The 25,217-nt window shown below is 61.1% G+C and carries 29 protein-coding genes and 1 pseudogene; 18 read left to right on the forward strand and 12 right to left on the reverse strand.

Annotated elements, in window-relative coordinates:
* Positions 1 to 262: 262 nt before the first annotated feature.
* Complete coding sequence (locus CUR85_RS19175; RefSeq protein ID WP_093743746.1) at positions 263 to 1,330, reverse strand: hypothetical protein; 1,068 nt, start codon at positions 1,328 to 1,330, stop codon at positions 263 to 265.
* 226 nt (positions 1,331 to 1,556) lie between these two features.
* On the opposite strand from CUR85_RS19175, the gene CUR85_RS19180 reads away from it, so the two are divergent.
* On the forward strand, positions 1,557 to 2,453 hold the full coding sequence (locus CUR85_RS19180; RefSeq protein WP_057796634.1) for a recombinase family protein: 897 nt from the start codon (positions 1,557 to 1,559) through the stop codon (positions 2,451 to 2,453).
* Here the strand turns inward: CUR85_RS19180 and CUR85_RS19185 are convergent.
* Both CUR85_RS19185 and CUR85_RS19190 read right to left on the reverse strand, forming a co-directional pair.
* Positions 2,437 to 2,832, reverse strand: coding sequence for a PIN domain-containing protein (locus tag CUR85_RS19185; protein ID WP_280323166.1), 396 nt, complete (start codon positions 2,830 to 2,832; stop codon positions 2,437 to 2,439). The two genes, CUR85_RS19180 and CUR85_RS19185, sit on opposite strands and share 17 nt — an antisense overlap.
* A complete protein-coding gene (locus tag CUR85_RS19190; protein ID WP_009815510.1) occupies positions 2,822 to 3,049 on the reverse strand; it encodes an AbrB/MazE/SpoVT family DNA-binding domain-containing protein in 228 nt (75 codons plus the stop codon). Before CUR85_RS19190 ends, CUR85_RS19185 begins: the two co-directional genes overlap by 11 nt.
* 313 nt (positions 3,050 to 3,362) lie before the next feature.
* On the opposite strand from CUR85_RS19190, the gene repA reads away from it, so the two are divergent.
* From repA to repC, 3 genes are all read left to right on the forward strand, one after another.
* Positions 3,363 to 4,550 carry a plasmid partitioning protein RepA gene (gene repA, locus CUR85_RS19195; protein WP_027263652.1) on the forward strand — a complete coding sequence of 396 codons (1,188 nt, stop codon included), beginning with the start codon at positions 3,363 to 3,365 and terminating at the stop codon, positions 4,548 to 4,550.
* Positions 4,547 to 5,563 (forward strand): plasmid partitioning protein RepB, encoded by a 1,017-nt coding sequence (gene repB, locus CUR85_RS19200; protein ID WP_280323167.1) that lies wholly within the window; start codon positions 4,547 to 4,549, stop codon positions 5,561 to 5,563. Before repA ends, repB begins: the two co-directional genes overlap by 4 nt.
* Positions 5,564 to 5,740: 177 nt before the next feature.
* The gene (gene repC, locus CUR85_RS19205) at positions 5,741 to 6,976 is read left to right on the forward strand and encodes a plasmid replication protein RepC (RefSeq protein WP_057796632.1); all 1,236 of its coding nucleotides are present in this window, start codon (positions 5,741 to 5,743) and stop codon (positions 6,974 to 6,976) included.
* 131 nt (positions 6,977 to 7,107) lie between these two features.
* Here the strand turns inward: repC and CUR85_RS19210 are convergent, their stop codons facing one another.
* Entirely contained in the window at positions 7,108 to 8,310 is a 1,203-nt protein-coding gene (locus CUR85_RS19210) for a Fic family protein (protein ID WP_057796631.1), read from the reverse strand.
* Positions 8,311 to 8,399: 89 nt separating this feature from the next.
* Between CUR85_RS19210 and CUR85_RS19215 the strand changes: the two genes are divergently transcribed.
* The 3 genes from CUR85_RS19215 to CUR85_RS19225 all read left to right on the forward strand — a co-directional run bounded on the left by CUR85_RS19215 (position 8,400) and on the right by CUR85_RS19225 (position 10,053).
* On the forward strand, positions 8,400 to 8,525 hold the full coding sequence (locus CUR85_RS19215; RefSeq protein WP_268793849.1) for a hypothetical protein: 126 nt from the start codon (positions 8,400 to 8,402) through the stop codon (positions 8,523 to 8,525).
* A 62-nt stretch (positions 8,526 to 8,587) separates the two neighbouring features.
* Entirely contained in the window at positions 8,588 to 9,073 is a 486-nt protein-coding gene (locus CUR85_RS19220; RefSeq protein WP_057796630.1) for a hypothetical protein, read from the forward strand.
* Between the two features lie 41 nt (positions 9,074 to 9,114).
* The gene (locus CUR85_RS19225) at positions 9,115 to 10,053 is read left to right on the forward strand and encodes an ArdC family protein (RefSeq protein ID WP_057796629.1); all 939 of its coding nucleotides are present in this window, start codon (positions 9,115 to 9,117) and stop codon (positions 10,051 to 10,053) included.
* Positions 10,054 to 10,266: 213 nt separating this feature from the next.
* Here CUR85_RS19225 and CUR85_RS19230 read toward each other — a convergent pair whose 3' ends face one another.
* The 8 genes from CUR85_RS19230 to CUR85_RS19265 are packed head-to-tail and all read right to left on the reverse strand — an operon-like array spanning position 10,267 to position 14,981.
* Entirely contained in the window at positions 10,267 to 10,593 is a 327-nt protein-coding gene (locus CUR85_RS19230) for a YnfA family protein (RefSeq protein ID WP_040546036.1), read from the reverse strand.
* 56 nt (positions 10,594 to 10,649) lie between these two features.
* The gene (locus CUR85_RS19235) at positions 10,650 to 12,002 is read right to left on the reverse strand and encodes a dihydrolipoyl dehydrogenase family protein (RefSeq protein ID WP_017467591.1); all 1,353 of its coding nucleotides are present in this window, start codon (positions 12,000 to 12,002) and stop codon (positions 10,650 to 10,652) included.
* Between the two features lie 22 nt (positions 12,003 to 12,024).
* On the reverse strand, positions 12,025 to 13,455 hold the full coding sequence (gene merA, locus CUR85_RS19240) for a mercury(II) reductase (RefSeq protein WP_057796628.1): 1,431 nt from the start codon (positions 13,453 to 13,455) through the stop codon (positions 12,025 to 12,027).
* 1 nt (position 13,456) lies between these two features.
* Positions 13,457 to 13,594: a hypothetical protein gene (locus CUR85_RS19245; protein ID WP_007803572.1), complete on the reverse strand. Its 138-nt coding sequence runs from the start codon at positions 13,592 to 13,594 to the stop codon at positions 13,457 to 13,459.
* Entirely contained in the window at positions 13,591 to 13,977 is a 387-nt protein-coding gene (merF, locus tag CUR85_RS19250; protein WP_280323168.1) for a mercury resistance system transport protein MerF, read from the reverse strand. Before merF ends, CUR85_RS19245 begins: the two co-directional genes overlap by 4 nt.
* Positions 13,974 to 14,225 (reverse strand): hypothetical protein, encoded by a 252-nt coding sequence (locus CUR85_RS19255; RefSeq protein ID WP_072629817.1) that lies wholly within the window; start codon positions 14,223 to 14,225, stop codon positions 13,974 to 13,976. Before CUR85_RS19255 ends, merF begins: the two co-directional genes overlap by 4 nt.
* A 30-nt stretch (positions 14,226 to 14,255) precedes the next feature.
* Positions 14,256 to 14,558, reverse strand: coding sequence for a heavy-metal-associated domain-containing protein (locus CUR85_RS19260; RefSeq protein ID WP_040545980.1), 303 nt, complete (start codon positions 14,556 to 14,558; stop codon positions 14,256 to 14,258).
* Positions 14,559 to 14,573: 15 nt separating this feature from the next.
* Positions 14,574 to 14,981: a mercuric transporter MerT family protein gene (locus tag CUR85_RS19265; RefSeq protein ID WP_007803565.1), complete on the reverse strand. Its 408-nt coding sequence runs from the start codon at positions 14,979 to 14,981 to the stop codon at positions 14,574 to 14,576.
* A gap of 76 nt (positions 14,982 to 15,057) precedes the next feature.
* On the opposite strand from CUR85_RS19265, the gene CUR85_RS19270 reads away from it, so the two are divergent.
* The 11 genes and pseudogenes from CUR85_RS19270 (at position 15,058) to CUR85_RS19320 (ending at position 25,217) form a co-directional block, all read left to right on the forward strand.
* Complete coding sequence (locus CUR85_RS19270; RefSeq protein ID WP_153218054.1) at positions 15,058 to 15,471, forward strand: MerR family transcriptional regulator; 414 nt, start codon at positions 15,058 to 15,060, stop codon at positions 15,469 to 15,471.
* Between the two features lie 182 nt (positions 15,472 to 15,653).
* A complete protein-coding gene (locus tag CUR85_RS19275; RefSeq protein ID WP_057796627.1) occupies positions 15,654 to 16,043 on the forward strand; it encodes a DUF3768 domain-containing protein in 390 nt (129 codons plus the stop codon).
* 156 nt (positions 16,044 to 16,199) lie between these two features.
* Complete coding sequence (locus CUR85_RS19280) at positions 16,200 to 18,182, forward strand: ParB/RepB/Spo0J family partition protein (protein ID WP_280323169.1); 1,983 nt, start codon at positions 16,200 to 16,202, stop codon at positions 18,180 to 18,182.
* 76 nt (positions 18,183 to 18,258) lie between these two features.
* A pseudogene (locus tag CUR85_RS19285) lies at positions 18,259 to 18,851 on the forward strand (regulator).
* Positions 18,851 to 19,507 (forward strand): DUF6927 domain-containing protein, encoded by a 657-nt coding sequence (locus CUR85_RS19290; RefSeq protein ID WP_280323170.1) that lies wholly within the window; start codon positions 18,851 to 18,853, stop codon positions 19,505 to 19,507. Before CUR85_RS19285 ends, CUR85_RS19290 begins: the two are co-directional and overlap by 1 nt.
* 104 nt (positions 19,508 to 19,611) lie before the next feature.
* Entirely contained in the window at positions 19,612 to 19,911 is a 300-nt protein-coding gene (locus CUR85_RS19295; protein WP_044353023.1) for a type II toxin-antitoxin system RelB/DinJ family antitoxin, read from the forward strand.
* Entirely contained in the window at positions 19,898 to 20,173 is a 276-nt protein-coding gene (locus tag CUR85_RS19300) for a type II toxin-antitoxin system RelE/ParE family toxin (RefSeq protein ID WP_071974127.1), read from the forward strand. Before CUR85_RS19295 ends, CUR85_RS19300 begins: the two co-directional genes overlap by 14 nt.
* A 106-nt stretch (positions 20,174 to 20,279) precedes the next feature.
* A complete protein-coding gene (locus CUR85_RS19305; protein WP_280323171.1) occupies positions 20,280 to 22,790 on the forward strand; it encodes a strawberry notch-like NTP hydrolase domain-containing protein in 2,511 nt (836 codons plus the stop codon).
* Between the two features lie 122 nt (positions 22,791 to 22,912).
* Positions 22,913 to 24,073, forward strand: a complete 1,161-nt coding sequence (locus CUR85_RS19310) for an integrase (protein ID WP_280323172.1) — start codon at positions 22,913 to 22,915, stop codon at positions 24,071 to 24,073.
* A complete protein-coding gene (locus CUR85_RS19315; protein ID WP_280323173.1) occupies positions 24,046 to 24,438 on the forward strand; it encodes a tyrosine-type recombinase/integrase in 393 nt (130 codons plus the stop codon). The genes CUR85_RS19310 and CUR85_RS19315 overlap by 28 nt, the downstream gene beginning before the upstream one ends.
* On the forward strand, positions 24,435 to 25,217 hold the full coding sequence (locus tag CUR85_RS19320; protein ID WP_280323174.1) for a tyrosine-type recombinase/integrase: 783 nt from the start codon (positions 24,435 to 24,437) through the stop codon (positions 25,215 to 25,217). Before CUR85_RS19315 ends, CUR85_RS19320 begins: the two co-directional genes overlap by 4 nt.

Raw genomic sequence — 25,217 nt, forward strand, 5'->3', positions numbered from 1 at the left:
AAGACATCACTGGACAGGCCATTGCGACAACGGCTCGTTCGTCGCTTGGAGCGTTGTATGGTCTGTCCGGTTTATATTGGTAGACCGGTCACGACCCAGTCGACAATGCTTTCATGGTAGTTGGGGACGCTGCGATAGCCGAATTGTCTCAGCCGATCAGCCGAACTCTTTGACCTCGAGCATCTGCAAAACGGTGCTCCTCACCGTTTCAGCCGTGCTGCGGATAGACGCGACATGGGCGCCGCACAGATCGCTTCGACAGTCAGTTTGTGGCGCGCCACATTCGGAACCGTCCTTGCCCTGTTAGCTCGCGGACCAGATTCCGCGCTTCCATCCAGGCGAGGTTGCGCTGGACAGCGGCGCGGCTGGCTCCGGTCAGGGCCTCGGCCATGGGGGCAGAGACCAGGGGCCAGTCGGTCAGCACTTCGCGCAGGGCTGGTGGCGTCTTGCCCGAGAGCGGGCTCATCTCGGCTTCCGCCCGCGCCGACCATGTCTCAATATCGTCGAGGTGACGCATCGCGGTCAGGCATGCCGTTTCCATCCCGTCGAGCCAGCGCGCCAGGCGGTTAGCGGGTGGGCCGCCGGTGCGCAGTGCCCCCGCCCCACCCATGGCCAGGGGTGCGAATATCGCCCCCTCGCCCTCATGCGCGGCAATGCGCGACGCCGTGACCGCCGCTTCCATTCCGTCGCTCTGCTGTCCGAGGCCCGCGAGGCTCCAGAGGTGAAACCCCATGCAGGCACGCGTGATCGGGTGCAGGTCGGCGGCTTGTGCCATCAGGTCAAGCCACCCGCCCGCGCGATCCGCGAAGGGCTCGGCTTCATCCACCATGTTTTCGGGGTCACGGCGATCGAGGAAGGCGGACAGGTCCACCTCTGGGCCGGGACCGCCTGTAAGACGCCGCACCGCCCATCCGACACGTGCATGCGCTGCGGTGTCGTCCTGCACGCCGGACAAGCGCATGGATATCCAGAGCGCCAGCCGATCCGGGCCAATTCGGTCGCCTGCAAACCAGCTGAGGTCTGCCGCCTCGATCAACGCAAGCCTGTGCCGCCAGCCTTCCGGGCCACGCTTCAGACGGTCGTCTAGCGCCCCGACGCGACCGGCCACACGGGCAAGATGCGCGACATGACCCGCCTCTGCTTTCCGCCAATCGTCGAGAGCCTCAGCTTCACGCGGCTCGGCCCGTGGTCCGGGGGGCAGATAATCCGGCTCCTCTTCCATGGGACCGGGCAGGAACCAAAGATCGTTCTCGGGCGACTGTTCCACCTCCTCAGCGTCGAGGAAGAGAGCATCAGAATCATCAGAGTTGGCGGGCGCTTGAGGCTTCATATGCGCAAAATACTGCCATTTTGCACTTTACCCAAGAGTTTTGTCAGAGTGCTCCCTCGCTACCTATATAGCACGCGCGGGCGATGGTCGGGGAGGGCTCTCTGATCGCGCTCGCTGTATGGAAACCAAGGGTATTCCAGTAAACAGCGCCACAGAGAGCGCCCTTGCATCCGTTTACAAACGGTCGTTTATTGGAGATATCTTAAATTGCAAACGGCCGGATTTCATGCCCCTGATTGGCTATGCGCGCGTATCGACAGAGGATCAGACACCCCTGCCCCAGTCTGAGGCCCTGCAAATCGCGGGATGCGTCGAAATCTTCGAAGAACACGCCTCAGGCGGCAATCGCGCGCGGCCAGTGCTTGCGCGCGTTCTCGAACGCGTTCAGATCGGCGACACGCTGGTCGTCGTGCGGATCGACCGGCTTGCGCGGTCCTTGTCGCATCTTCTCGAGGTGATCGAGAGTCTGGAGGCGAAGGGTGCCTTCTTCCGCTCCCTGCAAGACCCGATCGACACGTCCTCACCGCAGGGCAAGTTTACGCTGCAGGTTCTGGGCGCCGCAGCCGAGTTCGAACGCGCTCTGATCCGCGAACGCACAAAGGCCGGGCTTGCCTCTGCGCGCGCCAAGGGTCGCGTTGGTGGCAATCCTGGGCTAAGCGCCAAGGATCCCGTCGCGCTGCGCAAGGTGCGGCTGGCGCGACAGGACGGCTACATGGAGCGCCTGAACGAGACCGCGCAGGATTGGGTACCCCATGTGCGCCGCTTGCGCCCCGATATGGCTTGGGAAGACGTCTTGCAGATTATCAATGGCCCCCTGCCCCATGATCGACGCTGGACGCAAAGCCGCTTGCTTCGCGCCGTAAAGGCATATGTGCGCGACGGGTTTCTGCCCGATGAAGTGCTTGGCCGCGCCGGACGCCGCGAAACCGACGATCGCCTGCCTGCCATCGTGGCGGCCATCAAAGGTTCGGACCCCGATATCACGCTACAGGCGATCTGCGACCGATTGGAATCCATGCGTGAGCGGACACCACGGGGACGTACAAGCTGGCAACCGTCCTCCGTCAGGATGCTGTTGGAACGGGCGGAGCGACTTGGGTTGCTGATCAGGCAAATGGATTGACGACGCGCAGCCGATCTTCGACCAGCAATCCGTCGTGCATGTCCTCAGTCCATAACGTCGTGCACCCAGCGATCAGCGCGGCAGACACGATCATCGAGTCATAGACCGATAACTGGTACTTCGCTGCCAACGCGCGACCCACTTGATGGGTTTTAATCGTGAGGTCCTCGACAGGGCATAAGGACTTAATACCCTCAAGAAACGCTCCGGTATCTTCCCAACTGAGACCAGCTTTCCGTCGGCAATTTACCATCGCTTCGTTCAGGACCTGAAGGCTGATCCGGGGTCCCTGCCCCAGAATTTCCTCCGCCCTCTCAGCCTTTGGACCATCGTCGAGCAGGTAGAGCACAACATTCGTGTCTGCGAATTCAGCGCTCATGCGCGGCGTCGCGGCTTAGACGCGCGTCCTTGGGCAGTTTTCCGCGAAACCGCCTTAGCCCTTGTAGAACTTCATCGGCGCGAGGTTGGCGTCTCACAAGAATGGTTCCATCGTCCTTTACCAGGTCGACCTGATCGCCTTCCTTTAAGCCGAGTTCTCTCACAAGATCCGCGGGTAGCCGGACGGCAAGGGAGTTTCCCCATTTGGCAACTTGCATCTTGTCCTCTCATGCATGGATAAACATCCAATAATGTATATCCAGAACTGCCAAAAGGCAAGCTCTGGTGCGCTCAAAGCCATGCTGGAGCCCTCCGACAAGAGTTCTCCCCTGTCCCTTTTCGTGAGATGCGGTGCGTTACACCATGCAGCAGGAAGCCTAACAGCCTTGTGTTCGGTGACGACCCGCCCACTAGATGTGGAAAAACCTTGCGCGAATCCGACTCTTGCGCCAATAGTCACGGAAACGAGACAAAAAACGTCAATTTCCGTGAACACGCCAAAGACGCGATGTCTCGGAAGCGAGAGGGCAGATGGATAATACCTTTGTGCATGAGGATCTCAACGCGGTGATCCGCCAGCATTCGGAATGGCTGGCGAACCAGTTGCATTCGCAACGTGAGAGCCTGTTTCCACCCGATGCCGAGAAGACCATGCGCAAATTCACCTCTGGTGAGGCTGCGGCGCTGCTCGGCGTAAACGATTCCTATCTTCGCAAACTCAACTTGGATGGCAAAGGGCCTTCTCCCGAGCTGACCGCCGGCAACCGTCGTCTTTACTCGGCGCAGGATATCCAAGCGCTGCGTGTGCTCCTTGAAAAAACCGCTCGCAAGCCGGGCGATTACGTTCCCGGACGACGAGAGGGTGATCATCTTCAGGTCATCGGCGTGATGAATTTCAAGGGCGGGTCCGGAAAAACAACAACCTCTGCCCATCTCGCCCAACGGCTTGCCCTGCGCGGATATCGTGTGCTGGGCATTGATCTTGACCCACAAGCTTCCTTCACCGCGCTGCACGGCGTTCAGCCGGAATTGGACCTCGAAGATGGCGGCACTCTCTACGATGCGATCCGCTATGAGGACCCGGAGCCGATCCGGTCGGTCATCCGCAAGACCTATATCCCCAATTTGGACTTGATCCCCGGCAACCTCGAATTGATGGAGTTCGAGCACGACACCCCGCGCGCGCTGGCGCAGGGCAATGCCGGACTTTTCTTCTTCCGCGTGAAGGAGGCGCTGGCCCAGGTCGATGAGGACTACGACGTGGTCGTCATAGATTGCCCGCCGCAGCTTGGCTTTCTGACCATGTCCGCCCTGTCCGCGGCCACGGGCGTTCTGGTGACCATCCATCCAGAGATGCTCGATGTGATGTCCATGTCGCAATTCCTCCGCATGACAGCCGACCTCATGGACGTGATTGCCGAGAGCGGCGCTGACATGTCTCATGACTGGATGCGCTATGTTTTGACCCGCTACGAGCCGCAGGATGCGCCGCAGAACCGCATCGTGGCTTTCCTGCGAACAATGTACGGCGAAGCCGTGCTGAATTCGCCCATGTTGAAGTCTACAGCCATCTCAGATGCGGGCCTGACCAAGCAGACACTTTATGAAGTGGAACGCAGCGCGTTCACGCGTTCCACCTATGATCGCGCGATTGAGAGCCTGAATACGCTAAATGACGAGATCGCCGACCTAATCCAGAAAACCTGGGGGCGCACATGACCAGTGGCAAGAAGAAGCGCATGTCAATGCTGGACAGTCTCGCGGCAGCTGGGGCCCCCTCCCCTGCCCCTCAGACAGGTGCTGTGACACCGATGATGACCTCGAATCGCGCCCTTCGGTCCGCCCGCGACGCGGTCGATTCCCATCATGTTTGGGAACTGGACCCGGCGAGCATCGAAGACGGGCGTATGGCGGACCGGCTTGACCCGGCCGATGTAATGGATTTGCGCGATGCGATTGAGGCGAACGGTCAGACTGTTCCGATCCTCGTGCGACGTGCGCCGGGTGAAGATGATCGCTACCTTTTGGTCTATGGGCGACGCAGGCTGGAGGCGATCCGTCAGTCCGATAAGGTTACCAAGGTTCGCGCGTTAGTCACCAACCTGGATGACGACAGCGCTCTGCGTGCTCAGATTTCGGAGAACATGGGTCGGCGCGATTTGTCTTTTATTGAAAAGGCCCTGTTCGCAAAGGACCTTGTGTCGTCCGGCTTCGGAAATCAATCTCAGGTTGCAGAAATTCTTACCGTCACGAAGTCGTCCATATCTATGGCGATCGCGATCGCGGACATGGTCGGGCCGGATCTGGTACGCGCCATTGGCGCCGCCCATGGCATTGGCCGACCCCGATGGGAATCCCTTGGTCGGGCCATCGACGAGAATGGTCTGGACCGCGAGGACCTTATCGGGATCGCGAAAGAGGCACGTGAAAATGCCGAGACCTCCATGGTGGTGGATGACATTGCCTCTACCAATGACCCGTCCATCCAATCGTTCCTGGCCGTAGAAAAGGCTGTGACCAAGGCGATTAAACCGGCCAAGTCGCCCTCCCCTGCCCCACCTTCCAGCGTCCCGCTGAAGATCGGCGGCAAACGCGGCGGCACGGTCAAACGCACTGCCAAGGGCCTATCGATCGAGTTGGCGGATGGAGACTTCGCCGATTGGGTCGAGACGCAAGTGCATGACATGATTGAAGACCTTCACGAACGCTGGAAGCAGCGGTCGGAAGACTGAGGAAGAGCAGAAATCAAAGAAGGAGGCACGAAAAGGCAAAAGAAAAGGTCCCGCAAAGCGACCACTCCACGAGACCCTAACTTGTTTCTAGCACCTTCAAGGTAGTGTCCGGAGCTACTTTCCGCAAGTCCAAAGTGATTCGCGGACCGGGATATTTTTGTCTTCGTGAATGACAAAATGGACTACACGCCCGTAACGCCGTTCCGGCGAACGATAGATGCTGCCATCCTGAAACATCAGGCAGCGACCCAGGAAGACCTGCCCCCAGTCGGCGCCAACAAGTGGGAGGTCCTGAGGGAGCTCGCTGCCGCTCGAGTCGCGTTCGGCTTGTCCGATCGGGATTTGACGGTGCTTCAGGCGCTGGTCAGCTTTCACCAAGCGACAATTCTCGGAGGCAATGACAGCGAATTGATTGTACATCCGTCCAACAAGGCGATTTGCGAGCGCCTGAACGGCATGCCCTGCTCGACGATGCGGCGCCACCTCTCCAACCTTGTGCAGACTGGCTTTGTTGTCCGGCGCGATAGCCCCAATGGGAAGCGCTATGCCCGCCGCTACGGCGACGAAAAGGTTGCGTTTGGGTTCGACCTCTCTCCGCTCGTTCGACGCTTCCAGGAGGTTTGTGAGGCCGCTGAGACCGTCCGGGCCGCAGAAGAGCGGTACAAGCGCCTACGTGCCACTGTGAGCCTCATGCGGCGTGACCTCGCAGGGCTGGCCGAGTACGGGCGCTCACTTCGTCCGGATCAGGGCGTCTGGGACCAATTCTCTGATCTTGCGGTCCTAATGGCCCGAGATCTTCGCAGAAAACTCGAAATGGAAGACCTTAGGCGCATCGAAGACTCTTTGGGGTCAGCCTTAGATCACGCCAGAAACCTTCTGGATGGCTGTGAAACAGAAAATATGAGCACCAATGATGCTGTTTCTGAGCAGCACTATCAGAATTCAAATAAAGACTCTTATGATCTTGAACCTCGCTTAGAAAAAGCGCGGGGCGGAGGCGTTGCGCGCGATATTCCAGAAGTTGCCGATAGCCCTCTGTGTTCTGAAGATGAGGCGAACCCAACGGCAATTACTGACGATCAACTGATGCCGAATATACCGCTTGGTCTCGTCCTCGCCTCCTGTCAGGAATTCAAAGCTTATTCCGAGCAGCCTGTTCGCCACTGGCACGATCTGGTCCGTGTAGCTGATGTGGTCAGGCCCATGATGGGTATTTCCCCGTCCGCGTGGGACGAGGCGAAACGCTATATGGGTCCCGAAGAAGCGTCTGTTGTGATCGTTGCAATGCTTGAACGGTTTGCGGATATCCGATCACCTGGAGGCTACTTGAGAACCCTATCTTCAAAGGCAGCAATTGGGGAGTTCTCCTGCGGTCCGATGATCATGGCCTTGATGCGGCGGGATGCTGCATGATGAGTTCACAGCTGTGAACTCGGCTGACAAGTAGGATAGCTCGGGATAGTTCACAGCTGTGAACTTCTTTCCAACACGGTCAGAGGCAGCGCTCGCGGACTTGGCCAGAAACAGGGTGCTTCGGTTGCCAGTCACACGGGCATGTCACCGTCTCCAAAGAGGTTTGGAAAGAGCCGCTCTCGATAATCCAACGGAAACGCCAACCGAACCGGCGTCTTCGGCGAGACGGACGTCATGTATCCGGCGGCGGTCAGTTTACTCAGCGTGTTGCGAGCAGTACGCTCGGACGTCTTGAGCACAATCTGCGCATCGCCTCGTTCCAGTGCCCCATGACGAAGAACCGCCGAGATTAGTTCCGGCGCTCGCTTGTCATCGATGGTATCTGCAACAAGACGACGATACCGTTGGTCCAATCCGCCGAGATCGAACAATCTTGCTGAGAAGCTGATCTGGTCGAGCGTCACCTTTAGGAACCATTCACTAAACGTCTTCAGTGCCGCTTCTGACAGGTTCCCCCGTCCGTCGCGGTCTCCGCGGCGTGGACTGTCGGCCAGATCCATCATCCGTTTGTACTCGCCCCGATCGGTTAGCCCGCGGGCCAGCCCACGTGATACGGACCAGAGCCCTTGGCCACCAATCCCCGCTGTGAGGGCCATGGCATGAGACATCAGTCTGCTGACACGGCCGTTACCATCCGGGAAAGGGTGGATGTAGTTGAGCCGGTGATGCGCAGAGGCGATCGCAATGATCCGTCCGCTCGAAGACCGCGCCGCAATCTGAAATCGTTTGTCGAAGTGGTCCATGAATGCCGCGACGCGCGACGATGAAGGAGGTAGGTGGCGCCCGACCACAACTTCCCGATCATCATCCTGGCGCATGCGTCCCGGAACGATGGGCTCTTGTGTGCCGTCGGGATGTTCGATGACCCGAAACTCATTCGGCATCTCGTCGTAGAAGCTCTTATGGACCCAAGTCAGGAATTCGACGGATGTGGGGCGGGGCAGGGTGCCCTTGCGATGCATCTCGTCGATGGCCCGTTGAACGATGACGTGCGCCCGGGCCTCAAGGGCGAGGGGACGGGTTTCTTCCTCAAGCTCGGCACCAGCCAGCGCCCTTTCGATATCGCGGGGGCGCGTGTTGTGTCCTTCGATCAGGTTGGAGTAATAGCAGTTCATCACACGGACGAGATCGGCAAGCTCAGCTGCGCTGTCAGGATGCAACCCTTGTCCCAGCCCGGTGGCTTCCCTCTGGATGTCGACCGAAAGGTCTGCCAGTTCTGTAGGAATATGCTCCTCGAAGAAGCAGGGTTCGATCCTGGCGGGTGTTTCCAGCATTTTGCCGATCTTCCATGTTTGCAAAGTATTTGAAAAATAAACACATTTCGTACTTTCAAGCAAGGTTTTGCCGATATGCGTTGCCGATCTTGCCTGCCGATCTGGAATTGCTGCATGAAATCAATGGCTTCGGCAGAAGGGCCGGGCTTTTCGGTTTTGTTGTGTGCCCAAAGGGGCCGGAAAAAGAGAAAGTGTTCTTCGGGTTTTGTGACTGACGGATGAGGGCCTTTGGGGTCCCTCAGATGGGTCCGGGCCGGGTTCCGGTCTGCCGTTCCGGATGAAGGGCATTCCTATGCAATCAGGTGTCTTGCGCGTGCTCCGCGCAACCGCCGCCTCCTGGTGGCGGCATAGAGAGCTGCGCCGAACTGGCCAGAGGGCGCTGGCACAGCGGCTCGAACGCCAGACCGTCCTGCGTGATCTCGGCTATCTGAAGCAGGCGGCGTCATTGCCAAACGCGCATGTGATCTGCGGGGAGGGTGGGACATTCCTCCATCTCGGTTGGACCACCGTGTCGACCTTCGCGCCGATCGAGCGCTTTCCCTTGGCCACTCTTGCGGTCGCACGTGGCACGCCGTTCATCGATATCCGACTCGTCACTGATGTCATCGCCTTCGCGAACCTGCCGCGGGTGACGCGGGACGGATCGGTCGACCCTGACTCTTCGGGTCCCGGCAAGTCCGTGTCGCTGACCACCTACATCGACATGGTCGAAGCCCTCGGTGGCAGGATCGCCAACGATCCGCGCCCCTGTCGGTCAACCTAGTCACCACTCCCTCTCACCAAAACTCGAAAAGGAGGCCAGCCATGGCCCGATCCCGTACGCCCAAATTCGATGCCTCAGAGGTCATCACAAACGAAATCATCCGCATCATCGAGCGCGGCGTCCTGCCATGGCGCAAGCCCTGGACCGCAGGCGGCAGCTCACGCCCCCTGCGCGTGGGCGGTGAGCCCTACCAGGGGGTGAACAACTTCCTGCTGACCATGCGGACCGTGATGGCGGGCCACAGCTCTCCCTTCTGGATGACGCTGCCGCAGGCCAATGCCTTGGACGCAAAGGTTCGCAAGGGCGAGAAGTCCTCTGTCGTCGTCTATTACGGCCAAAGCCAGAAAGGCGCCGACGGCGAGAACGACGGCAGCGACGGGGATGTTCGCTCCGAGCAAGCCCGCATCTTCCGCTTTCAGAAATCCTACCGCGTGTTCAATGCCTGCCAGATCGAGGGCTTGCCCGACAGCTTCTTCCCCGACCCGGAGCCCGTGCCCGAGCATCCGCCGTCCGAGCCCATCCCGCATATGCAGGCGTTTTTCGACGCCATCGACATCACGACCGTCTTTACCGGCAGGGAAGCCTACTACCTGCCGCCCGTGGACAAGGTCTACATGCCGTCCATCACGCGGTTTCAGGACCCGCGCAATTTCTACGGGGTCTGGGCCCATGAGCTGGCCCATGCCACAAAAGCCCCCCATCGGCTGAACCGCGATTTCGGGTTCTCGAAGTTTGGCAACACGTCCTATGCTCGCGAGGAGATCGTCGCGGAATTGACCTCGGTGTTCCTGGGTCAGACGCTGGGCTTTACCGCGCATACGCTCGAGATGAATGCCGCCTACCTCCACAACTGGTTGCGCGTTCTTCGGTCGGACAAGGGCGCAATCTTCCGGCACGCCGCGGACGCGCAGCGGGCCTGCGACTATCTGATCGCCAGATCGGAGGCGTGCAGGGCAGGGGAGGGCGCTGAGGCAGCATGACCTATGCTCTTCCGCAACGCAGAAAATGGCAGCTTCGAGCCCACTTTGACCGATGCTGCGTAAAGGATGTATCGCTGCTTTCGAGGGCGGTAGAAAACCTGCTTGATCGCAGCCGCGATGCGGAGGGAAAGCAGCGCCGAGTTGTCGGAACGCGTGAACCAAAAGGCGATCTAATCGAACGATTCAGCGCTTCACCCCGTCTGCGGCTGCCTCTCAAATACTGCGCGGTGCCCAGAGAATAATACCCGCACCGACAAGGCAAATGACCGCTCCAACTACATCCCATTGATCCGGGCGATGCCCTTCTACGCCCCATAGCCACAGCAGGGACGATACGATGTAAACGCCACCGTAGACTGCATAGGCGCGGCCCGCCTGATCGGCGGGGCTGAGCGCCAGTAGCCAGGCGAAAGCGGCAAGGGACAGCATGCCCGGTGCCAACCAAAACACGCTCTTGTCCAGCCGGAACCAGGCCCAGAAAGCAAAGCATCCGGCAATTTCGGCCAGCGCAGCGGCGAAGTAGATAAGAACCGTCTTCATCGGGCCAGACATACGTTCCGAGGAGGATCGGGTCTATTGCGAAAAATCTTTCAAATTCAGAGAAGCGAGCCCAAATCCGATCCAACACTTGGATAGGCCGCCGTCATCGACTTAAGTTGCTTGGCCGCCAGGCCCAGCTTGATTGCCAGCCCGAAGAAATTGATCAGTTCGCCGTATTCCGGGCCGAACAGGTGCGCGCCGAGGATCTTGCCGTTCGACTTGTCCACGAGGACCTTCGCGGCAGCAGAGGTCTCGCCGATCCGGTAGTTCGAATACCAATCGCCAGTGTCGGTGAACCGAACATCGACATCATACCCGGCGTCCCTTGCCTCACTTTCCAACATGCCGACACGCGCCACTTCCGGGACTGTGAAAACGGCTGTAGGAATACCGGCATAATCCGGTGCGGTCTGAGTGTCTTTGAGCATGTTGGAGGCCGCGACCTTCCCTTCGATCACTGCGACTGGCGTCAGCGGCATGCCATCGGTGTCGGCGGAATCTCCGGCGGCAAAGACCGCGCTGTTTGTCGTGCTTTGCAGATGCGGGGCTACAACGATGCCCTTGTCGCTGTAATCAACACCAGCCGCCTCAAGATTCAGATCGGCCAGGGCTGCCACACGGCCCGCGCCATGCACGACCAGATCGGTTTCGATTGTTCGGGTTTCATCGCCCGACTTCACCTCGACAGTGAATGCTCTACTGGCTTCCGAGACCGATACGATTTCGGTTTCGCGCATCAGGTCCACGCCGATACCGCCGCTGCGGTCGATCAGCATTTCGACCAGATCGGGATCGAAGCCGCGTAAGGGCCGGGCGCCACGATCCACGATGATCGGGTTGGCTCCGGCCCGTGCGGCGATATGCGCAAACTCGAAGGACACGAAGCCGCCACCGATAAAAAGAACCCGATTGGGAAGGGCCTCCAGGTTGAGGAAATCCGTGCTGTCGATCACGAGATCGGCCCCTGTGAAGCTCAGCGGCCTGGGCATGGCACCGGCGGCCACGAGGAACCGTTCCGACTGATATGCCGTTCCATCGACCTCCAGCGTGTTGCTTCCCGTGAACCGCGCGGCTCCATGCAGGGTTTCGACGCCGTTGCCCGACAGGCCCTTTTCCATCTTGTCCGGCACGGGATCGGTGAAGCCACGCTTGTGTGCCATCAGATCGGCCCAGTTGATCGACAGATCACCGGGATCGATCCCCTTGCCCTGCATGAGCCGTGCCGCGTCCATGATTTCCGCACCGCGCCGCAGGATTTTCTTTGGATCGCAGCCGCGCAATGCGCAGGTGCCGCCGTAGGGCAGCGCATCGACAATGGCGACACGCCATCCTGCCGCGCCACATTTGTTGGCCGCGGCCACGCCCGCCATGCCCGCCCCGATGACGATCAGGTCGTAGTCTTCATTCATTCTCCGGTCCTTGTCCTGATCTTCATCCGGCGCAGCAGCTCAACTTTGCCACGTCCATATCGAAGGTTTGCGCCGCCAGCTTCAGCCCTTCCACGGTCGTCAGATAGGGGAAGATCGTCTCCCCGAGCGCCTTTGTGGTCATGCCAAACTTCAGCGCCATAACGAGGGTCTGGATCGTATCGGACCCCTCGGGCGCGATGATCTGGCCGCCAAGCAGCCGGTCGGACTTTCTGTCCGCCACCAGCTTGATCAATCCGCGCGTGTCGCGTGCGGCCAGTGCGCGCGGCACCTGATCGAGCGGTACGATGGACGTCTTGACGTCGAGGCCCGCGTCCCGCGCCTGGGCTTCACCGAGACCGACGCCCGCGACCTGCGGGTCGGAAAACACCACCCAGGGCATCGCGGCGTTGTCGTAGCGATGGTCTTCGCCGAGAACCGCATTTTTGGCCGCGAGCTTTGCACCATAGGCCGCCATATAGACGAACTGGTCGCGGTCGGTCACATCGCCTGCGGCATAGATGCCGCGCACCGATGTCTGCATGTCCTCGCCGACGACGATGGACCCACGCGCGTCGGTTTCCACGCCGATTGCGTCCAGGCCCATATCTTTGGTATTGGCCCGCCTGCCAGCGGTCGAAACGAGGTGATCCGCCGTCACTTCGACAGGCTTTCCGTTCTGGATCACGCGCAGTGTCACGCCCGCGTCGTCGCGGCGCACAGTGTCGTAGCTTAACCCGGTCAGAAGGGTGATGCCTTCGGCCTCGAACGCCGCCGCCAATGCCTCCGAGACCTCTGGTTCCGCGCCGGGCAACAGATGCGAACGGGCGACAAGCGTGACCTTCACGCCCATGCGGCTCATCATCTGGGCCAGCTCCGCGCCGATGTAGCCCGCGCCGATGAAGATCAGGCTTTTCGGCAGTACTTCGAGTTCCAGAAGACTGGTGCTGTTGAGCGCGCCGATTTCCTCGATGCCGTCGATGGTCGGCAGAACGGGACGCCCGCCCGTGGCGATGATGGTCCTCGGTGCTTTCAGGGTTCGCTCACCGACTGTCACGCCACCTTCGATCAGCCGCGCGGGACCGGCGTCGATGTAATCGACATCCTCATATTCCGGCAGAAGGTCCGCGTATTTCTTCTGGCGCAGGGTCGTGACCAGATCGTCCTTGGACTGAACGAGCGTCTGCCAATCATCCACTTGTGCCCGTCCCGACAGGCCGGGGAACCGCTTGGCAGCCCCCGCACAGTGCACGGCCTCTGCCGCACGGATCATCGCCTTGGAGGGCACGCATCCCACGTTGACGCAAGTTCCGCCGATGGTGCCATGTCCTACGAGGGCGACACGCTTTCCGGCATCCGCGCCGGTAATTGCGGCGGAGAACCCCGCCGATCCGGCCCCAAGAACGATCAGGTCATAGCCGCCCTGTTCATCGTCGTTTTTGTTCAGGTCTTTCATCTCAGCGCGCCTCGCCATGTTCGGGGTCTTTTGGTCTGGCGGCGAGCAGATATATGACCGCGCCGATGGCGATCAGCGGTGTCAACATGCCGAGGAGGCCGAAGACCATGCCGGTGGCGGTGCAACATCCCATCATCATAAGAGCGATCCTTTCTTTTGCGCACGGTTCAGGAGAACCGCGTAGAGTGCTGTGGCGGCGAAAACGCCGATTGTGATCCGTATTGCGAACCTGAATTCGAGAAGAATGATCAGGATCGACAGGGCCACCGCGAGGCCGGTGGCCCAAAGTTTCGGGGCCGGTCCCGGTTTGCCAGCGCGCAGCCAAAGGGCCTGTGCCACCACGGCGAGGCTGAAAAACAGCAGCGGGAACAGGGCGTAATCGAGCCAGCCCGTGAGGGCCGACAATCCGACGCCAGCGACGATGACGACCAGAAGCGGTGTAAAGCAGCAGAGCGCGGCGAAGAGCGCACCGCCAAGCCCCCATTTCAGCAGACGGTCGGAATTTTCAGGTGTGTTAGTCAAGGAGCCGTCTTTCTTTGTGATGGGTCGGGGCCGGAGGCGCGTTTCATTTGCGAACGACGCAGTGCGCGGACGATCAGGTAGGTCAGACCCGCCAAAACCAGCACGGCAATGCCACTCATTCCAGAGAGCCAAGCCCCAACGCCGCCGAACAACGCTGCAAGCACGGCAGTTCCGCCGCCGCAGCAGACGACCACGACCGGAGCTGCTATTCCGAAGGCCAGCAGGCCACCCATCAGATTGTCACGCATTGCAGGAGATTGTCACGCATTGCAGGCGGCTCAGGAGGCTGTGTCGGGCAGCACCTGCGCCGGATAGCCATTGGCCGTCACCGCGCCGATGATGCTTTCGATGGAAGTTTCGGCGTCATCGTAGGTCACGCTGTAAACACCCTGCCCGTATTCGGGGCCGTCCTCGAATGCGGCGATCTCGACCGACGGAACACCGCGCATCGAGCTGGCAACAATGAACGAACAGGACGGGCATGTCAGTTCGCTGACGGCGATCTCGACCTGGCGCTCTTCAGCGAGGGCCGGGGTCGAGAGTGCGACGATGGCCAGGGCGGATAACAGGAGATGCTTCATGGTCATGGTCCTCGTTCAGAATTTCAGGATGAAGGGGGTGATGTAGGGAAAGATCATGGCGACAGCGACAATCGCGGAAGCGGCCCAGAGGGTTGCGCGCATGATGCGGCGGTCGATGGGGCGGGCGCAGGTGCCATCGGCACAGGCCTCGGCATCTACAGGCTTGTAAGCCTTGTAGAAGCCGTATCCCAAAAACGCGGCGCTCAGCGCGAAGGTGTACCATTTGTAGGCATAGAGCGCCCCGAGCTGCGCGATGAACACGCCTGTCACGCCAAAGCTGACCAGCACCAATGGAAGGATGCAGCAAGAAGTCATCGCCAGCGCACCGAGGACGCCGAGGCCGGTCACGCCCCATCCCTTGGTGGTTTCGTCGCCAATTTTCTGCGACTGAGATTGCGGAAGTTCCGCCAAATGTTGTTCCATCGAATCTTCCTTGAACAGATGTTTCCACCGTTCTAGGGTCTGTAGTTGATACAGGCTCAAGGGATTTTTCGGCACAATGAGTAACACAAGCGTGAGATCAATTCGGCGGGGCGATTTGGCCCGCGCAACGGGCTGCAACCTGGAAACCATTCGCTATTACGAGAAAATCGGGATCATGCCGGACCCGCCGCGCAGTACGAAGGGCTACCGAAGCTACGACGATGCCCACGTCAAGCGGCTGAAATTCGTCATGCGGTCCCGCGATCTAGGCTTTTCTCTCGAAGAGGTTCGCGGGCTGCTTGGGCTGGTCGATGACCGATCCCGGACATGCGCCGAGGTGCAGATCATCGCCGAAGATCATCTGACTGACGTTCAGGCCAAGATTGCCGATCTGCAGCGCATCGAGCGCGTCCTGTCGGACACTGTTGCGCGATGCACCGGCGATGCTGCCCCAGAATGCGCGGTGATCGATGCGTTACTCGATGCTTAGTCCACCCTAAAGAAGAGGGGCAACGGACCTTCGTGAACGGCGCAGCGAAAGCCCGAAAAGTCCGCAGAGCGGACTATTGGAACTGTTTGGTTCGGGCAGGTTTGGACCGGGTTCCTCCGCCAAGCGGAAAAGGAAAAGTGGGCTTTGAGAAGGGTGTTTCAAACCTCTCAAAGGAGATCCCCATGTCCATGAATGTTCAACCCCAGCCAGACCGTCCGGATCCGACCGTGATCGCGGCGCAAAACGACGCGTTTCGCAAGCTCGCGTGCCTTGGGGTGCCGCCCGCGCAGCCCATCCAGGGCCGCATGCATGTCACCCGCGCGCTTATGGAGGCCGGTGACGGCTTCATGGCCGAGGCGGTGAAGGCGACCGGTGAGTTCGAGACATTCGAGCCTGAGAATGACCCGGAAGGCTGGCACGATTTCGGGGCGGTCGAGATCCGGGGAGAGACCGTGTTCTGGAAAATCGATCTCTATGAGGCAGATTCGGATTTCCGCTACGGGGCTGAGACCCCGGACAATCCCGCCACCACCATGCGCGTGCTGACCATCATGCTGGCGCGCGACTGGTAGGGCAGGGGACTCCTCCCCCCTGACATCTGAGACGATGAAGGCCCGCTGACCCCTCAAAGGGAAAGTGGGCCTTTTGTCGTAGTGATCCCTGAAGCCGGGGATTGGACACGCGCGTGAAGGCGCGGGCCCCACCTCACCCACCTGGAAGGATACCCCATGACCACGAACTTTGCCCCTCTCACCGTCGCCATCGGCGATCTGGTCCCGCATCCTGCCAATGTGCGCAGCAACGCGCCGGAAACCTATGACCCCGAAAACATCGCCCATCTGAAGGCCAGTATCGCTGTGCTGGGCCTGCTCCAGCCGCTCATGGTCCAGAAGCTCGACGGCAAATACGCCGTCCTGGCCGGTGGCCGACGCCATGCAGCCCTGAAGGAGCTGGTCGCAGACAAGGCCGCGAAGGGGTTCACGGCGAAAACCAAGATCGACTGCCGCCTTGTGCCGGAAGACTGCGACGTCACCACGGCCCTGTCGCTGGCCGAGAACATCACCCAGGCCCCCATGAACGCGATTGACGAGTTCGAGGCTTTCGCCCGGATGATGGAGGTCGACGGCCAGACGCCCGAGACGATCGCAAAGACCTTCGGCACCACGGTGGCGGCCGTGAAAGGCCGGTTGCGTTATGGCCTGATCCACCCCGACATCCGCGCCGCGGCTCGGGGCAAGGTGATCACGCTCGACACGATGAAGGCCTTTGCTGAGCATCCAAGCCAGGAGGCGCAGCGCGAGGTCTTCGAGGCGCTCACGAAGGACGGCGGCTATCTGCAGGCCTATACCGTCCGTCAGGCCCTCAAATCCCGCGGCGTGCAGGTCAGCGACGATATCGGGGCTTTCGTGCGCGCGGACTACGAGGCGCGTGGCGGTGCCGTCGCAGCCGATCTGCTGGATGAGCATTCCGTGCTTGAGGATGCGGCTCTGGTCGAGACCATCCTGCTCGAGAAGCTCGGTGCCGCTGCCGAAGAGGCCCGTATGAGGCTGGGCTTTGCCTGGGCCGATGCGATGGTGCGCTATGATTACGCGACCATGGCCGACTACGGCCGCGTCTATCCCGGCCCGATCGAGCCGGATGAGGCTGCCCAGAAGCGCATCGATGAGATCACCGCCGAGCTTGAGAAATTGCAGCTCGAGATGGAGGATGAGGGGCTCGAGGACGGTGCCTACAACGCGCTTTACGATCGCGTGGATGCCTTGGAAGAGGAAGCCCGCGATCTGCAGGAGGCCTACAGCGCCGAGGACCTCGCGCGGTCTGGGGTGATCGCCTCGTGGCAGGGTGGGCAGATCACGCTCCATGTGGGCCTCGTCCGCCCGGAAGACACCGTCAAAGAGGAGGGCGCGCGCGGCTCCTCGGCTAGCCCAACCGGGGAGGAGGCCCCGGACCCGGGCGAAATCAGCTACCCAGCCTCGTTGGCTGAAGACCTCAAGACCGAGCGGGCCATGGCCCTTGGCGCCGCGATGGCGCTGCATCCCGAGGCCACGCTCGATTTGACGCTCTTCAAGCTGGTCAGTGACGTTCTGGCCAGCGGCATGAGTGTCACGCAGGCGATCAAGATCGAGGCCCGCAAGGAATACCGCAGCCATGCCAAGATGGACGAGATCGACGAGACCTCGCTCGAGCAGGTGGCGGCGGCGCATGATGCGCTCGATCTGTCCTGGCTCGATGACACCCGCGCGCCCGCCGATCAGTTCGCGGCGTTTCGCGCGCTGGAGGCCGGCGAGAAGGCCAAGCTCGTCGCCTTTGCAACCGCCAGCACCACGCAATCCTGCTTCGCGCGGGACCGCCAGCGCGACAGCCTGATGCATGACTTCGAGATCGAGATCATGCCCGACATCCGCGCCCACTGGACGCCGAATGCGGCGCTGTTCAATCGCTTCAAGAAGGCCTGGCTCCTGAAGATCCTCGGCGAGGATCTGGGTCTGACCCAGGAGGCGGTGACGCTGGCCTCGTCGAGCAAGAAGGAGATCGTCGCCTTTTGTGACAAGCTCTTCGCTGAACCCTTCGCCACGCTGACGGATACACAGCGCGCGGCCGTGGCCGCCTGGTGCCCGCCCATGATGCAGACCGCCGGTGGCGCCTGTGATGAGACGGTGCCGATCACGGAAACCCCGGAACCTGACGGCGAGGTCGCGCAAGCGGCCTGAGCCATCAAGTGACCCGCGCGTGGACCATGCCACCCGCGCGGGTCGACCCTCCCACACCCAACGGAAAGACATCCCCATGGCTATTCTCAAGTTCTCTGCCTCCGCAGTTGCGGCGCAGATTGCCCATGCGCGCGCCTGCAAAACCTTCCTGCCCAACTGGAACGGGCCCGTGGACAGGCCCGCCCTGATCCTCATCGTCGGCAATGGTGTGCATCTGCGCTCAAACGGCATCGATGGCACGACCACCCGAATCGTCACCACCGAACAGGCCGATCCCTCTTTCGCCTTCGCCGACGGCATGAACCCGTTTCGGGACACCGACTGGATGGCGCAGCGCCGCATGGCGTTTCGCGATCTGACCGGCCAGTTCTACACCGACATCCTGGATGACGTGCAGGTTCTCATCGACCGGGGCGGGGGGCCATCCGGCTGGCCACCGATGGCCACAGCATCCGCGTCTTCGTGCGCCGGGCCTCGGACTATCTCATCGGCGGGACCTACGAGGTGCCCTCGGGCCTCGGCGGCACCTTCCGGGTCATCCTCAAGGATGCCTGCGACACCTTCGCGATCGTGCAGAACTGCGGCAATTGCGAGGATTTCGACGCCATGCAGCCCTACCGCGTGCCGCTCGATGCCCTAATGGAACTCGATGACCGGAGGGTGGCGTGATGGGTTGGCTTTTCTACACCGATCGCCGCGTTCAGACCTACGCGGATGAGAAAGCGGAAATCGCCAGGCTCTGCACCTCTCATGGCGACACGCGCAAAACTGAACTGGTCAAGGCCTGCAAGGTCGGCTCAACCTGGTATGCGGCGGCAAAGGTCACCAATCTCGACGGCACCCCTGTCGAAGACACGACCTATGTCACCGATGCGGATGGCTCCATCACTTTCGGGGCTGTCTTCCTCACCCGATACGATGACGGCTGCTGGGGCTACAAGGACATGGAGGAAAGTGCTGGCCCGAACGAATCTCGTGCTCCGCTTGGGCTGATCGAGCTTCTCTCCGACCTGAAAGACCCGGACAGCTACGCCCAGGACTGGCGTCAGCGCTGCCGGAATTGGGCTGCGATCCCGGACTACGAGGAGGGCGACAAGATCAGGCTCGCCACGCCCGTGACGCTCACCGATGGCAGTACATGCCAGATCGTCACCGCGACGCACTACAAGCGGGGGCGGCAAAAACGCCGCTGCTACCGCATCGAGGAAACCGGCGGCCTCGTGCGCCTGTCGAAAGAGACGCTTGTGGGCTCGGAGTTGCTCAGCTCCGCAAAAGGCGAGGCCAGTCCTGTGCTGGCGGAGTTCCTGGCGGGGCAGGGTGGCTGAGTTTCCCGCTGAGACAACACCACGGGACCACGCGCGCACATACTGCCGACTTGAATTCGTATCTCAAATGAGATACAACACTTCCATCAACTGGAGGACCATCCATGCCTGCCCAAACATCCATGCTTCATGTCCGTGTTGACGATCAGCTGAAAGCACAGGCTTCGGACGCACTTGCGGGCGTCGGTCTGACGCTCTCCGACGCGGTGCGTATTCTTCTGACCCGCGTGGCCGCAGAAGGCGGCTTGCCTGCCGGATTGACCGCTGATCCGGATGCCTATGACGCCTGGTTCAGGGCGAAGGTACAGGAAGCGCTGGACGATCCAAGGCCCACAACGCCCCATGCCAAGGCGATGCAAGACGCCCAGGCATTGATTGACGGGAAGCGCCTTGCCAAATCTTGAATGGAAAGCCACGGCCATAGCCGACTTGCTGGCAATCATTGACTACATCTCTGACGACAACCCGGATGCCGCCCAAGTTCTCAAAGACGAGATTGAACACAAGACGTCCCTCCTTCCAGAACGCCCTCAGATGTACCGCGCGGGCCGTGTGGACGGGACTAGGGAGATGGTTGTTCGGCCGAACTACATCGTGGTTTATGCTGAAAGCCCTGAGATGGTGACCATTTTGCGCGTTCTTCATGCTGCGCAGCAGTGGCCATGATCGGGGTGCAGGCCCCCCGCTAAGAAATTGCCCGCTCTACGCCTTCAAAGTGTAGAGCGGGCTTTTTGTCCTTTGGAACTCAGCCCCTGATCCAAAGGAATTTCCCATGTCCAAGCCTCTCTCAACGCTCCCCAATCCTGTTGAATCCGACGCTAACCTCACCTCTGCCCTCGCGCAGATCGGCGCGGAGGTCGACAACCAGCCCCTGCGCAGTTCAGCGCTCGCGCGTATCATGCGCGAGACGTTCCATGGCAGCGATGCCGGCGGTGCCTGGGACTGGCGCATGGCATATGACCTGATGCAGGCCGCGGCTGTTCAGGTGCTGCTGCGTGGGGACGGCGCGGCAGGTGACATCGCCGCTGCAAAGCTGCTTGCCTCGCGGCTCCTGACGGAAACCCGCCGCTCCGAGCAGCAGATCCGGCTGCAGCAGTTTTCCACGCCGCTGCCATTTGCGGCGCTGGTCTTGCAGGCCACGGCGATCCGCAAGGGCGAGACCGTTCTGGAGCCCTCGGCGGGCACCGGTGCACTGGCTGCTTTCGCCGCCCGGGCCGGTGCCACGCTTCTGCTCAACGAGATCGACCCCGTTCGCCAGCGCCTCCTGCGCGCGGTTTTCGGCGGCGAGGTCACAGGCCATGACGGCGAGCATATCGATGATCTGCTGCAGACGCCGGTTCTACCCGACGTCGTGGTGATGAATCCGCCCTTCGCCTCCTCGGTCGACCGATCCCGCGACAAGCACATCGCTGCCAAACATCTCATCGCGGCTGCAAAGCGCCTGGCACCAGGTGGGCGCCTGGTGGCGATCATGCCGCCGGGGTTCACGCCCGAACGCGATGCCGCGCATTGGTCCCGCGCCTGCGGTCTCCTGACGCCACGATTGGCGCTGACGATGCCGGGGCAGGTCTACCGCAAGCTCGGCACCTCTGTCGAAACCCAGCTGATGGTCTTCGACAAGGTGCAGGAGGACGGCGAAATGATCCGCGTCCCTGTGCGGGATCTGGATGAAGCCTTGGCATATGTTGATGCTGTGGCCTCAACCCGGACCGAGATGCGCCCCGTACAACAGGCAGCGGCGATCCCTAACGGGCGGCCGACCGTTCCATCCTCTGCTCCGCGCAAGACCGCCGCTGCGCCTGTCGCCGCCTCCAAACCCCGGGCCAATGCCGTTGTCCCGCTAGTTTTCACGAGCCTTGATATCCCGCGCGACAACACGCCGATCTCGGACATCTATGCGCGCTACCGTCCGCAGCGGATCGAGATCGCGGGTGCGCAGGAACATCCCACCCCGCTCGTCGAAAGCATCGCCATGGCCTCGGTTGCCCCGCCCATGCCCTCAAACACGGGCAGTGATGACTTGCGCCTGCCCACACGGTTGATCGAGGAGGGAGATCTCTCCGAGGCGCAGCTCGAGACCATCATCATGGCGCATGATGCCCATGGGCGTGATCTGCCCGGTCGGTTTACCATCGATGACGACCAGACCAAGCTGACGCGCGCCGATGATGACCCGGATGCACGTGCCTATCGCCTTGGCTATTTCCTCGGCGACGGCACCGGTTGCGGCAAGGGCCGCGAATGCGCGGGGCTCATTCTCGTGAACTGGCTTTCCGGGCGCAGGAAGGCGATCTGGGTCTCCAAATCCGCCACGCTTATCGAGGACGCGATCCGCGACTGGACCGATCTCGGCGGCTCGCCCGCCGACATTCAGCCGCTCTCCAAATGGAAACCAGACCAGCCGATCCCGATGGGCGACGGTATCCTCTTTGTCACCTACGCCACGCTGCGGTCCGCGGGCAAATGCGGTACCACGCGACTGAGCCAGGTTCTCGACTGGATGGGTGAAGACTTCGAAGGCGTCCTCGCTTTTGATGAGGCCCATGCCATGCAGAACGCGGCCGGGTCCGAGCAGGGCAGGGGGGTCAAACCCTCGCAGCAGGGCCTTGCGGGCCTGCGGCTGCAACTGGCAGCACCCCGCGCCCGCGTCTTCTACATCTCGGCCACGGGTGCCACGAGCGTGCACAATCTCGCCTATGCCGCGCGGCTAGGGCTCTGGGGGCAAGGCCCCGAATACCCCTTCCCGAGCCGCGAGGGTTTCGTTTCAGCGATGGAAGCCGGCGGCGTGGCTGCCATGGAGGTGGTCGCGCGTGATCTCAAGACGCTCGGCCTCTACACGGCACGTGCCCTCAGCTTTGATGGGGTGGAGTATGACGTACTCGGACACGCGCTCACCCCGGCCCAGATCGAGATCTACGATGCATACGCGGGTGCGTTTCGGACGATCCACCACAATCTCGAAGCCGCGTTGACTGCGACCGGCGTCAACGATGCCTCGGGCGAGACCAATGCCTCGGCCGCACGCGCCTCGGCCAAATCTCGCTTCGAGAGCACGAAACAGCGCTTCTTCAACCATCTCCTGATGGGCATGAAGGCTCCAAGCATCATCCACGCCATCAAGGACGATCTGGCGGCGGGCAAGGCTTGCGTCATCCAGGTTGTCTCGACAGGTGAGAGCCTGCTGAAGCGCCGGCTTGAGACGATGGACCAGGAGGACGAGCTGGTCGAGGGCGCGCTAACGCCGCGCGACTACGTGTTATCCCAAGCTTGGGATAAAACATAATATGCCGCGTCACCGTTATGCGGAGTTCTGGGTTTCAAGTTGTTGTTCTGGTGATTCATTTTCGGGTTTCCGCTTTGGATAATCATGATGCCTCTGCTCTCAATCGCAGAAGGATATCCCCCATGAACACTCCCTCAAACTCTCCGCGCCGTGCGCGCGACGGCGTCGACAACCTCGCTCTGGTCGTCGCGTACCACGCCGACAATCCAAGGCTTTCCCCGGGCGCGCTGAGCGCAGCCCGCCATTTTCTGAAGTGGGCGCATGCACGGAAAGTCTCTGTCCGTGACCTCGACGCGTCGGTTTTTGACAGGTTTCTTCGTCACCGCTGCCGCTGCGGTCGCTACAGCCCCAAACAATTGCGTAGCCCGATGTATGCCACCTATACCCGGCGGTTTCTTCGATATCTCGAGGAGACTGGCGTGGTTGTGATCCCCAATGACACCGCCCGGCTTGGACAGCACCTGGAGGCTTTTGCAGAGAAGCTCGACACCGCAGGCTACAGCAAGGTGTCGTGCACAACACTGCTCAGCCACGCCAGCCATTTTGCCGAATGGGTTTTCCAGCAGCGAGTTCCGGTGACCGCAATCGGTGACGGAACCATCGATCAGTTCGCGCGGCACGAATGCCGCTGCGGGGAAATGACCAAACATGGCAAAAAGGTTCTGGCGTCTCATTATAAGAACCGCAAACGAGGTGCCCTTGCGCTTGTCCGGCACCTGATCGCCGAAGGTCTGCTCTCGCCCGAAGCACCTGACAAAGTCTCCGCAGAAGATCCACGTCTGACCGGCTTTTCGGAATGGCTGCGAAGCGAGCGTGGGGTGACGCCCAAGACCGTACGGCGCTATTTGAATGAAGCGGGCCGCTGGCTGGAACGCCTTGGGGCAACTCCGAAGGATTACAGCGCTGCGTCCATCCGGTCGATCGTCCTGGACCAGGGCGAAGAACGCTCCCGATCATCTGTGCGCAAGACGGTCACCGTGTTGCGCGCCTTCCTGCGCTTTACGATCGTCCAGGGCGCATGCGCCCCGTCGCTCCTGCATGCGGTGCCATCTGCTGTTCGGCGCAAGCTTTCTACAGTCCCGCGCACGATTCCCACTGCGAAGATCGAAGAGATCATCGTCTCCTGTCGCACCAATACGCCGGTCGAGATCCGGGACCGCGCGATACTTCTCCTTCTCGCCCGGTTGGCCCTGCGCGCGGGGATATCTGGCAGTTGCATTTGTCAGATATCGACTGGCGCGCGAGTCGGTTGCGATTGTACGGCAAGGGCAGGCGCGGCGTGATGATGCCGCTGCCGCAGGATGTAGGCGATGCGCTGCTGGCCTATATCGAGAATGCGCGTCCGGTGGTCGCGTCGGACAGGGTCTTTCTCCGAGTCCAGGCTCCTTTCACCCCGCTGCGATCCTCCGCCGAGATTGCCGGGATCGTTTCCCGCGTCCTGAGACGCGGCGGCTTTACCGGCTTGCCGACCGGTTCGCATGTCTTTCGCCATTCACTGGCTTCCGCCTGGCTGCGCGGTGGTGCAGACCTTGACCTGATCGGTGCCGCGCTGCGCCACAGTTCCCGCGATACGACCGCGATCTATGCCAAGGTCGATGTCGGGATGCTGGCGGAAGTGGCTCAACCATGGCCGGGGTACGAGTCATGATACATCACCACGTTGATCGCTTCGTCCAATTCAACCGCACACTCGGAAAGAAGTTCACCGCGCAGGAGGTATCCTTGCGCGCCTTCGCGGATTTTGCCGCGGAACGATCCATCACGCATCTGACAGCAGCACCGATTCTCGAATGGGCCGGCGGAGCTGCAACGCCGGACGCCGCGCAGGCCCGGTTTGATCGCGCCCGCGCGCTGGCGGTGTTCCTGCATGCGGAGGATGCGCAGCACGAGATACCGGCGATAGGGCTTCTGGGCCGATCACGGCGAAGGCGGCCCGCTCCACATATTCTGACGCGAGACCAGATCAATCGGATCATGCAGGAAGCGCTTCTGGTGCCCGGCCTGTCGCCGATCAGCCCGCTGACTTACCATAACCTGTTCGGGCTGCTCGCTTCGACGGGCTTGCGGATTTCGGAGGCATTGTCCCTGCAGCGCGGCGATCTGACGGAAGACGGCCTCATGATCCGCAAGGGCAAGTTCGGCAAAACCCGTCTCGTTCCCATTCATGCCTCGACCCGCGCCGCGCTGGATCGGTATCTTGAAGCCCGCAACAGCCTACGCAAAGTAGGCGATGCGCTTTTCGTTCTGGGCCATGGCCGCCCCCGACGGCGACGAGGGTCCACGTGGTTTTCGTGCGGATCGTGCGCAAGCTCGGCTATCGCAACCCAACGGGTCCCGGTCCCCGGGTGCACGATCTGCGCCATACCTTCGCCGTGCGATCGCTGGAGGCCTGCGGGAACAACCCGCAGGCGGTGTTGCGGCACATGA

The organism is Sulfitobacter faviae, from assembly GCF_029870955.1.
In the GTDB taxonomy this organism is placed as follows: Bacteria; Pseudomonadota; Alphaproteobacteria; order Rhodobacterales; family Rhodobacteraceae; genus Sulfitobacter; species Sulfitobacter faviae.

Bases quoted from the DNA above. Each gene is read 5' to 3' on its own strand.
- repB (WP_280323167.1), top strand. From the start codon at position 4,547: ATGACCAGTGGCAAGAAGAAGCGCATGTCAATGCTGGACAGTCTCGCG.
- repA (WP_027263652.1), top strand. From the start codon at position 3,363: ATGGATAATACCTTTGTGCATGAGGATCTCAACGCGGTGATCCGCCAG.
- CUR85_RS19235 (WP_017467591.1), bottom strand. From the start codon at position 12,002: ATGAATGAAGACTACGACCTGATCGTCATCGGGGCGGGCATGGCGGGC.
- CUR85_RS19175 (WP_093743746.1), bottom strand. From the start codon at position 1,330: ATGAAGCCTCAAGCGCCCGCCAACTCTGATGATTCTGATGCTCTCTTC.
- repC (WP_057796632.1), top strand. From the start codon at position 5,741: ATGGACTACACGCCCGTAACGCCGTTCCGGCGAACGATAGATGCTGCC.
- CUR85_RS19185 (WP_280323166.1), bottom strand. From the start codon at position 2,832: ATGAGCGCTGAATTCGCAGACACGAATGTTGTGCTCTACCTGCTCGAC.
- CUR85_RS19305 (WP_280323171.1), top strand. From the start codon at position 20,280: ATGTCCAAGCCTCTCTCAACGCTCCCCAATCCTGTTGAATCCGACGCT.
- CUR85_RS19245 (WP_007803572.1), bottom strand. From the start codon at position 13,594: ATGATGATGGGATGTTGCACCGCCACCGGCATGGTCTTCGGCCTCCTC.
- CUR85_RS19290 (WP_280323170.1), top strand. From the start codon at position 18,851: ATGGGTTGGCTTTTCTACACCGATCGCCGCGTTCAGACCTACGCGGAT.
- CUR85_RS19225 (WP_057796629.1), top strand. From the start codon at position 9,115: ATGGCCCGATCCCGTACGCCCAAATTCGATGCCTCAGAGGTCATCACA.
- CUR85_RS19310 (WP_280323172.1), top strand. From the start codon at position 22,913: ATGAACACTCCCTCAAACTCTCCGCGCCGTGCGCGCGACGGCGTCGAC.
- CUR85_RS19265 (WP_007803565.1), bottom strand. From the start codon at position 14,981: ATGGAACAACATTTGGCGGAACTTCCGCAATCTCAGTCGCAGAAAATT.
- CUR85_RS19180 (WP_057796634.1), top strand. From the start codon at position 1,557: ATGCCCCTGATTGGCTATGCGCGCGTATCGACAGAGGATCAGACACCC.
- CUR85_RS19190 (WP_009815510.1), bottom strand. From the start codon at position 3,049: ATGCAAGTTGCCAAATGGGGAAACTCCCTTGCCGTCCGGCTACCCGCG.
- CUR85_RS19275 (WP_057796627.1), top strand. From the start codon at position 15,654: ATGTCCATGAATGTTCAACCCCAGCCAGACCGTCCGGATCCGACCGTG.
- CUR85_RS19270 (WP_153218054.1), top strand. From the start codon at position 15,058: ATGAGTAACACAAGCGTGAGATCAATTCGGCGGGGCGATTTGGCCCGC.
- CUR85_RS19320 (WP_280323174.1), top strand. From the start codon at position 24,435: ATGATACATCACCACGTTGATCGCTTCGTCCAATTCAACCGCACACTC.
- CUR85_RS19260 (WP_040545980.1), bottom strand. From the start codon at position 14,558: ATGAAGCATCTCCTGTTATCCGCCCTGGCCATCGTCGCACTCTCGACC.
- CUR85_RS19220 (WP_057796630.1), top strand. From the start codon at position 8,588: ATGAAGGGCATTCCTATGCAATCAGGTGTCTTGCGCGTGCTCCGCGCA.
- CUR85_RS19210 (WP_057796631.1), bottom strand. From the start codon at position 8,310: ATGCTGGAAACACCCGCCAGGATCGAACCCTGCTTCTTCGAGGAGCAT.
- CUR85_RS19280 (WP_280323169.1), top strand. From the start codon at position 16,200: ATGACCACGAACTTTGCCCCTCTCACCGTCGCCATCGGCGATCTGGTC.
- CUR85_RS19230 (WP_040546036.1), bottom strand. From the start codon at position 10,593: ATGAAGACGGTTCTTATCTACTTCGCCGCTGCGCTGGCCGAAATTGCC.
- merA (WP_057796628.1), bottom strand. From the start codon at position 13,455: ATGAAAGACCTGAACAAAAACGACGATGAACAGGGCGGCTATGACCTG.
- CUR85_RS19255 (WP_072629817.1), bottom strand. From the start codon at position 14,225: ATGCGTGACAATCTGATGGGTGGCCTGCTGGCCTTCGGAATAGCAGCT.
- CUR85_RS19295 (WP_044353023.1), top strand. From the start codon at position 19,612: ATGCCTGCCCAAACATCCATGCTTCATGTCCGTGTTGACGATCAGCTG.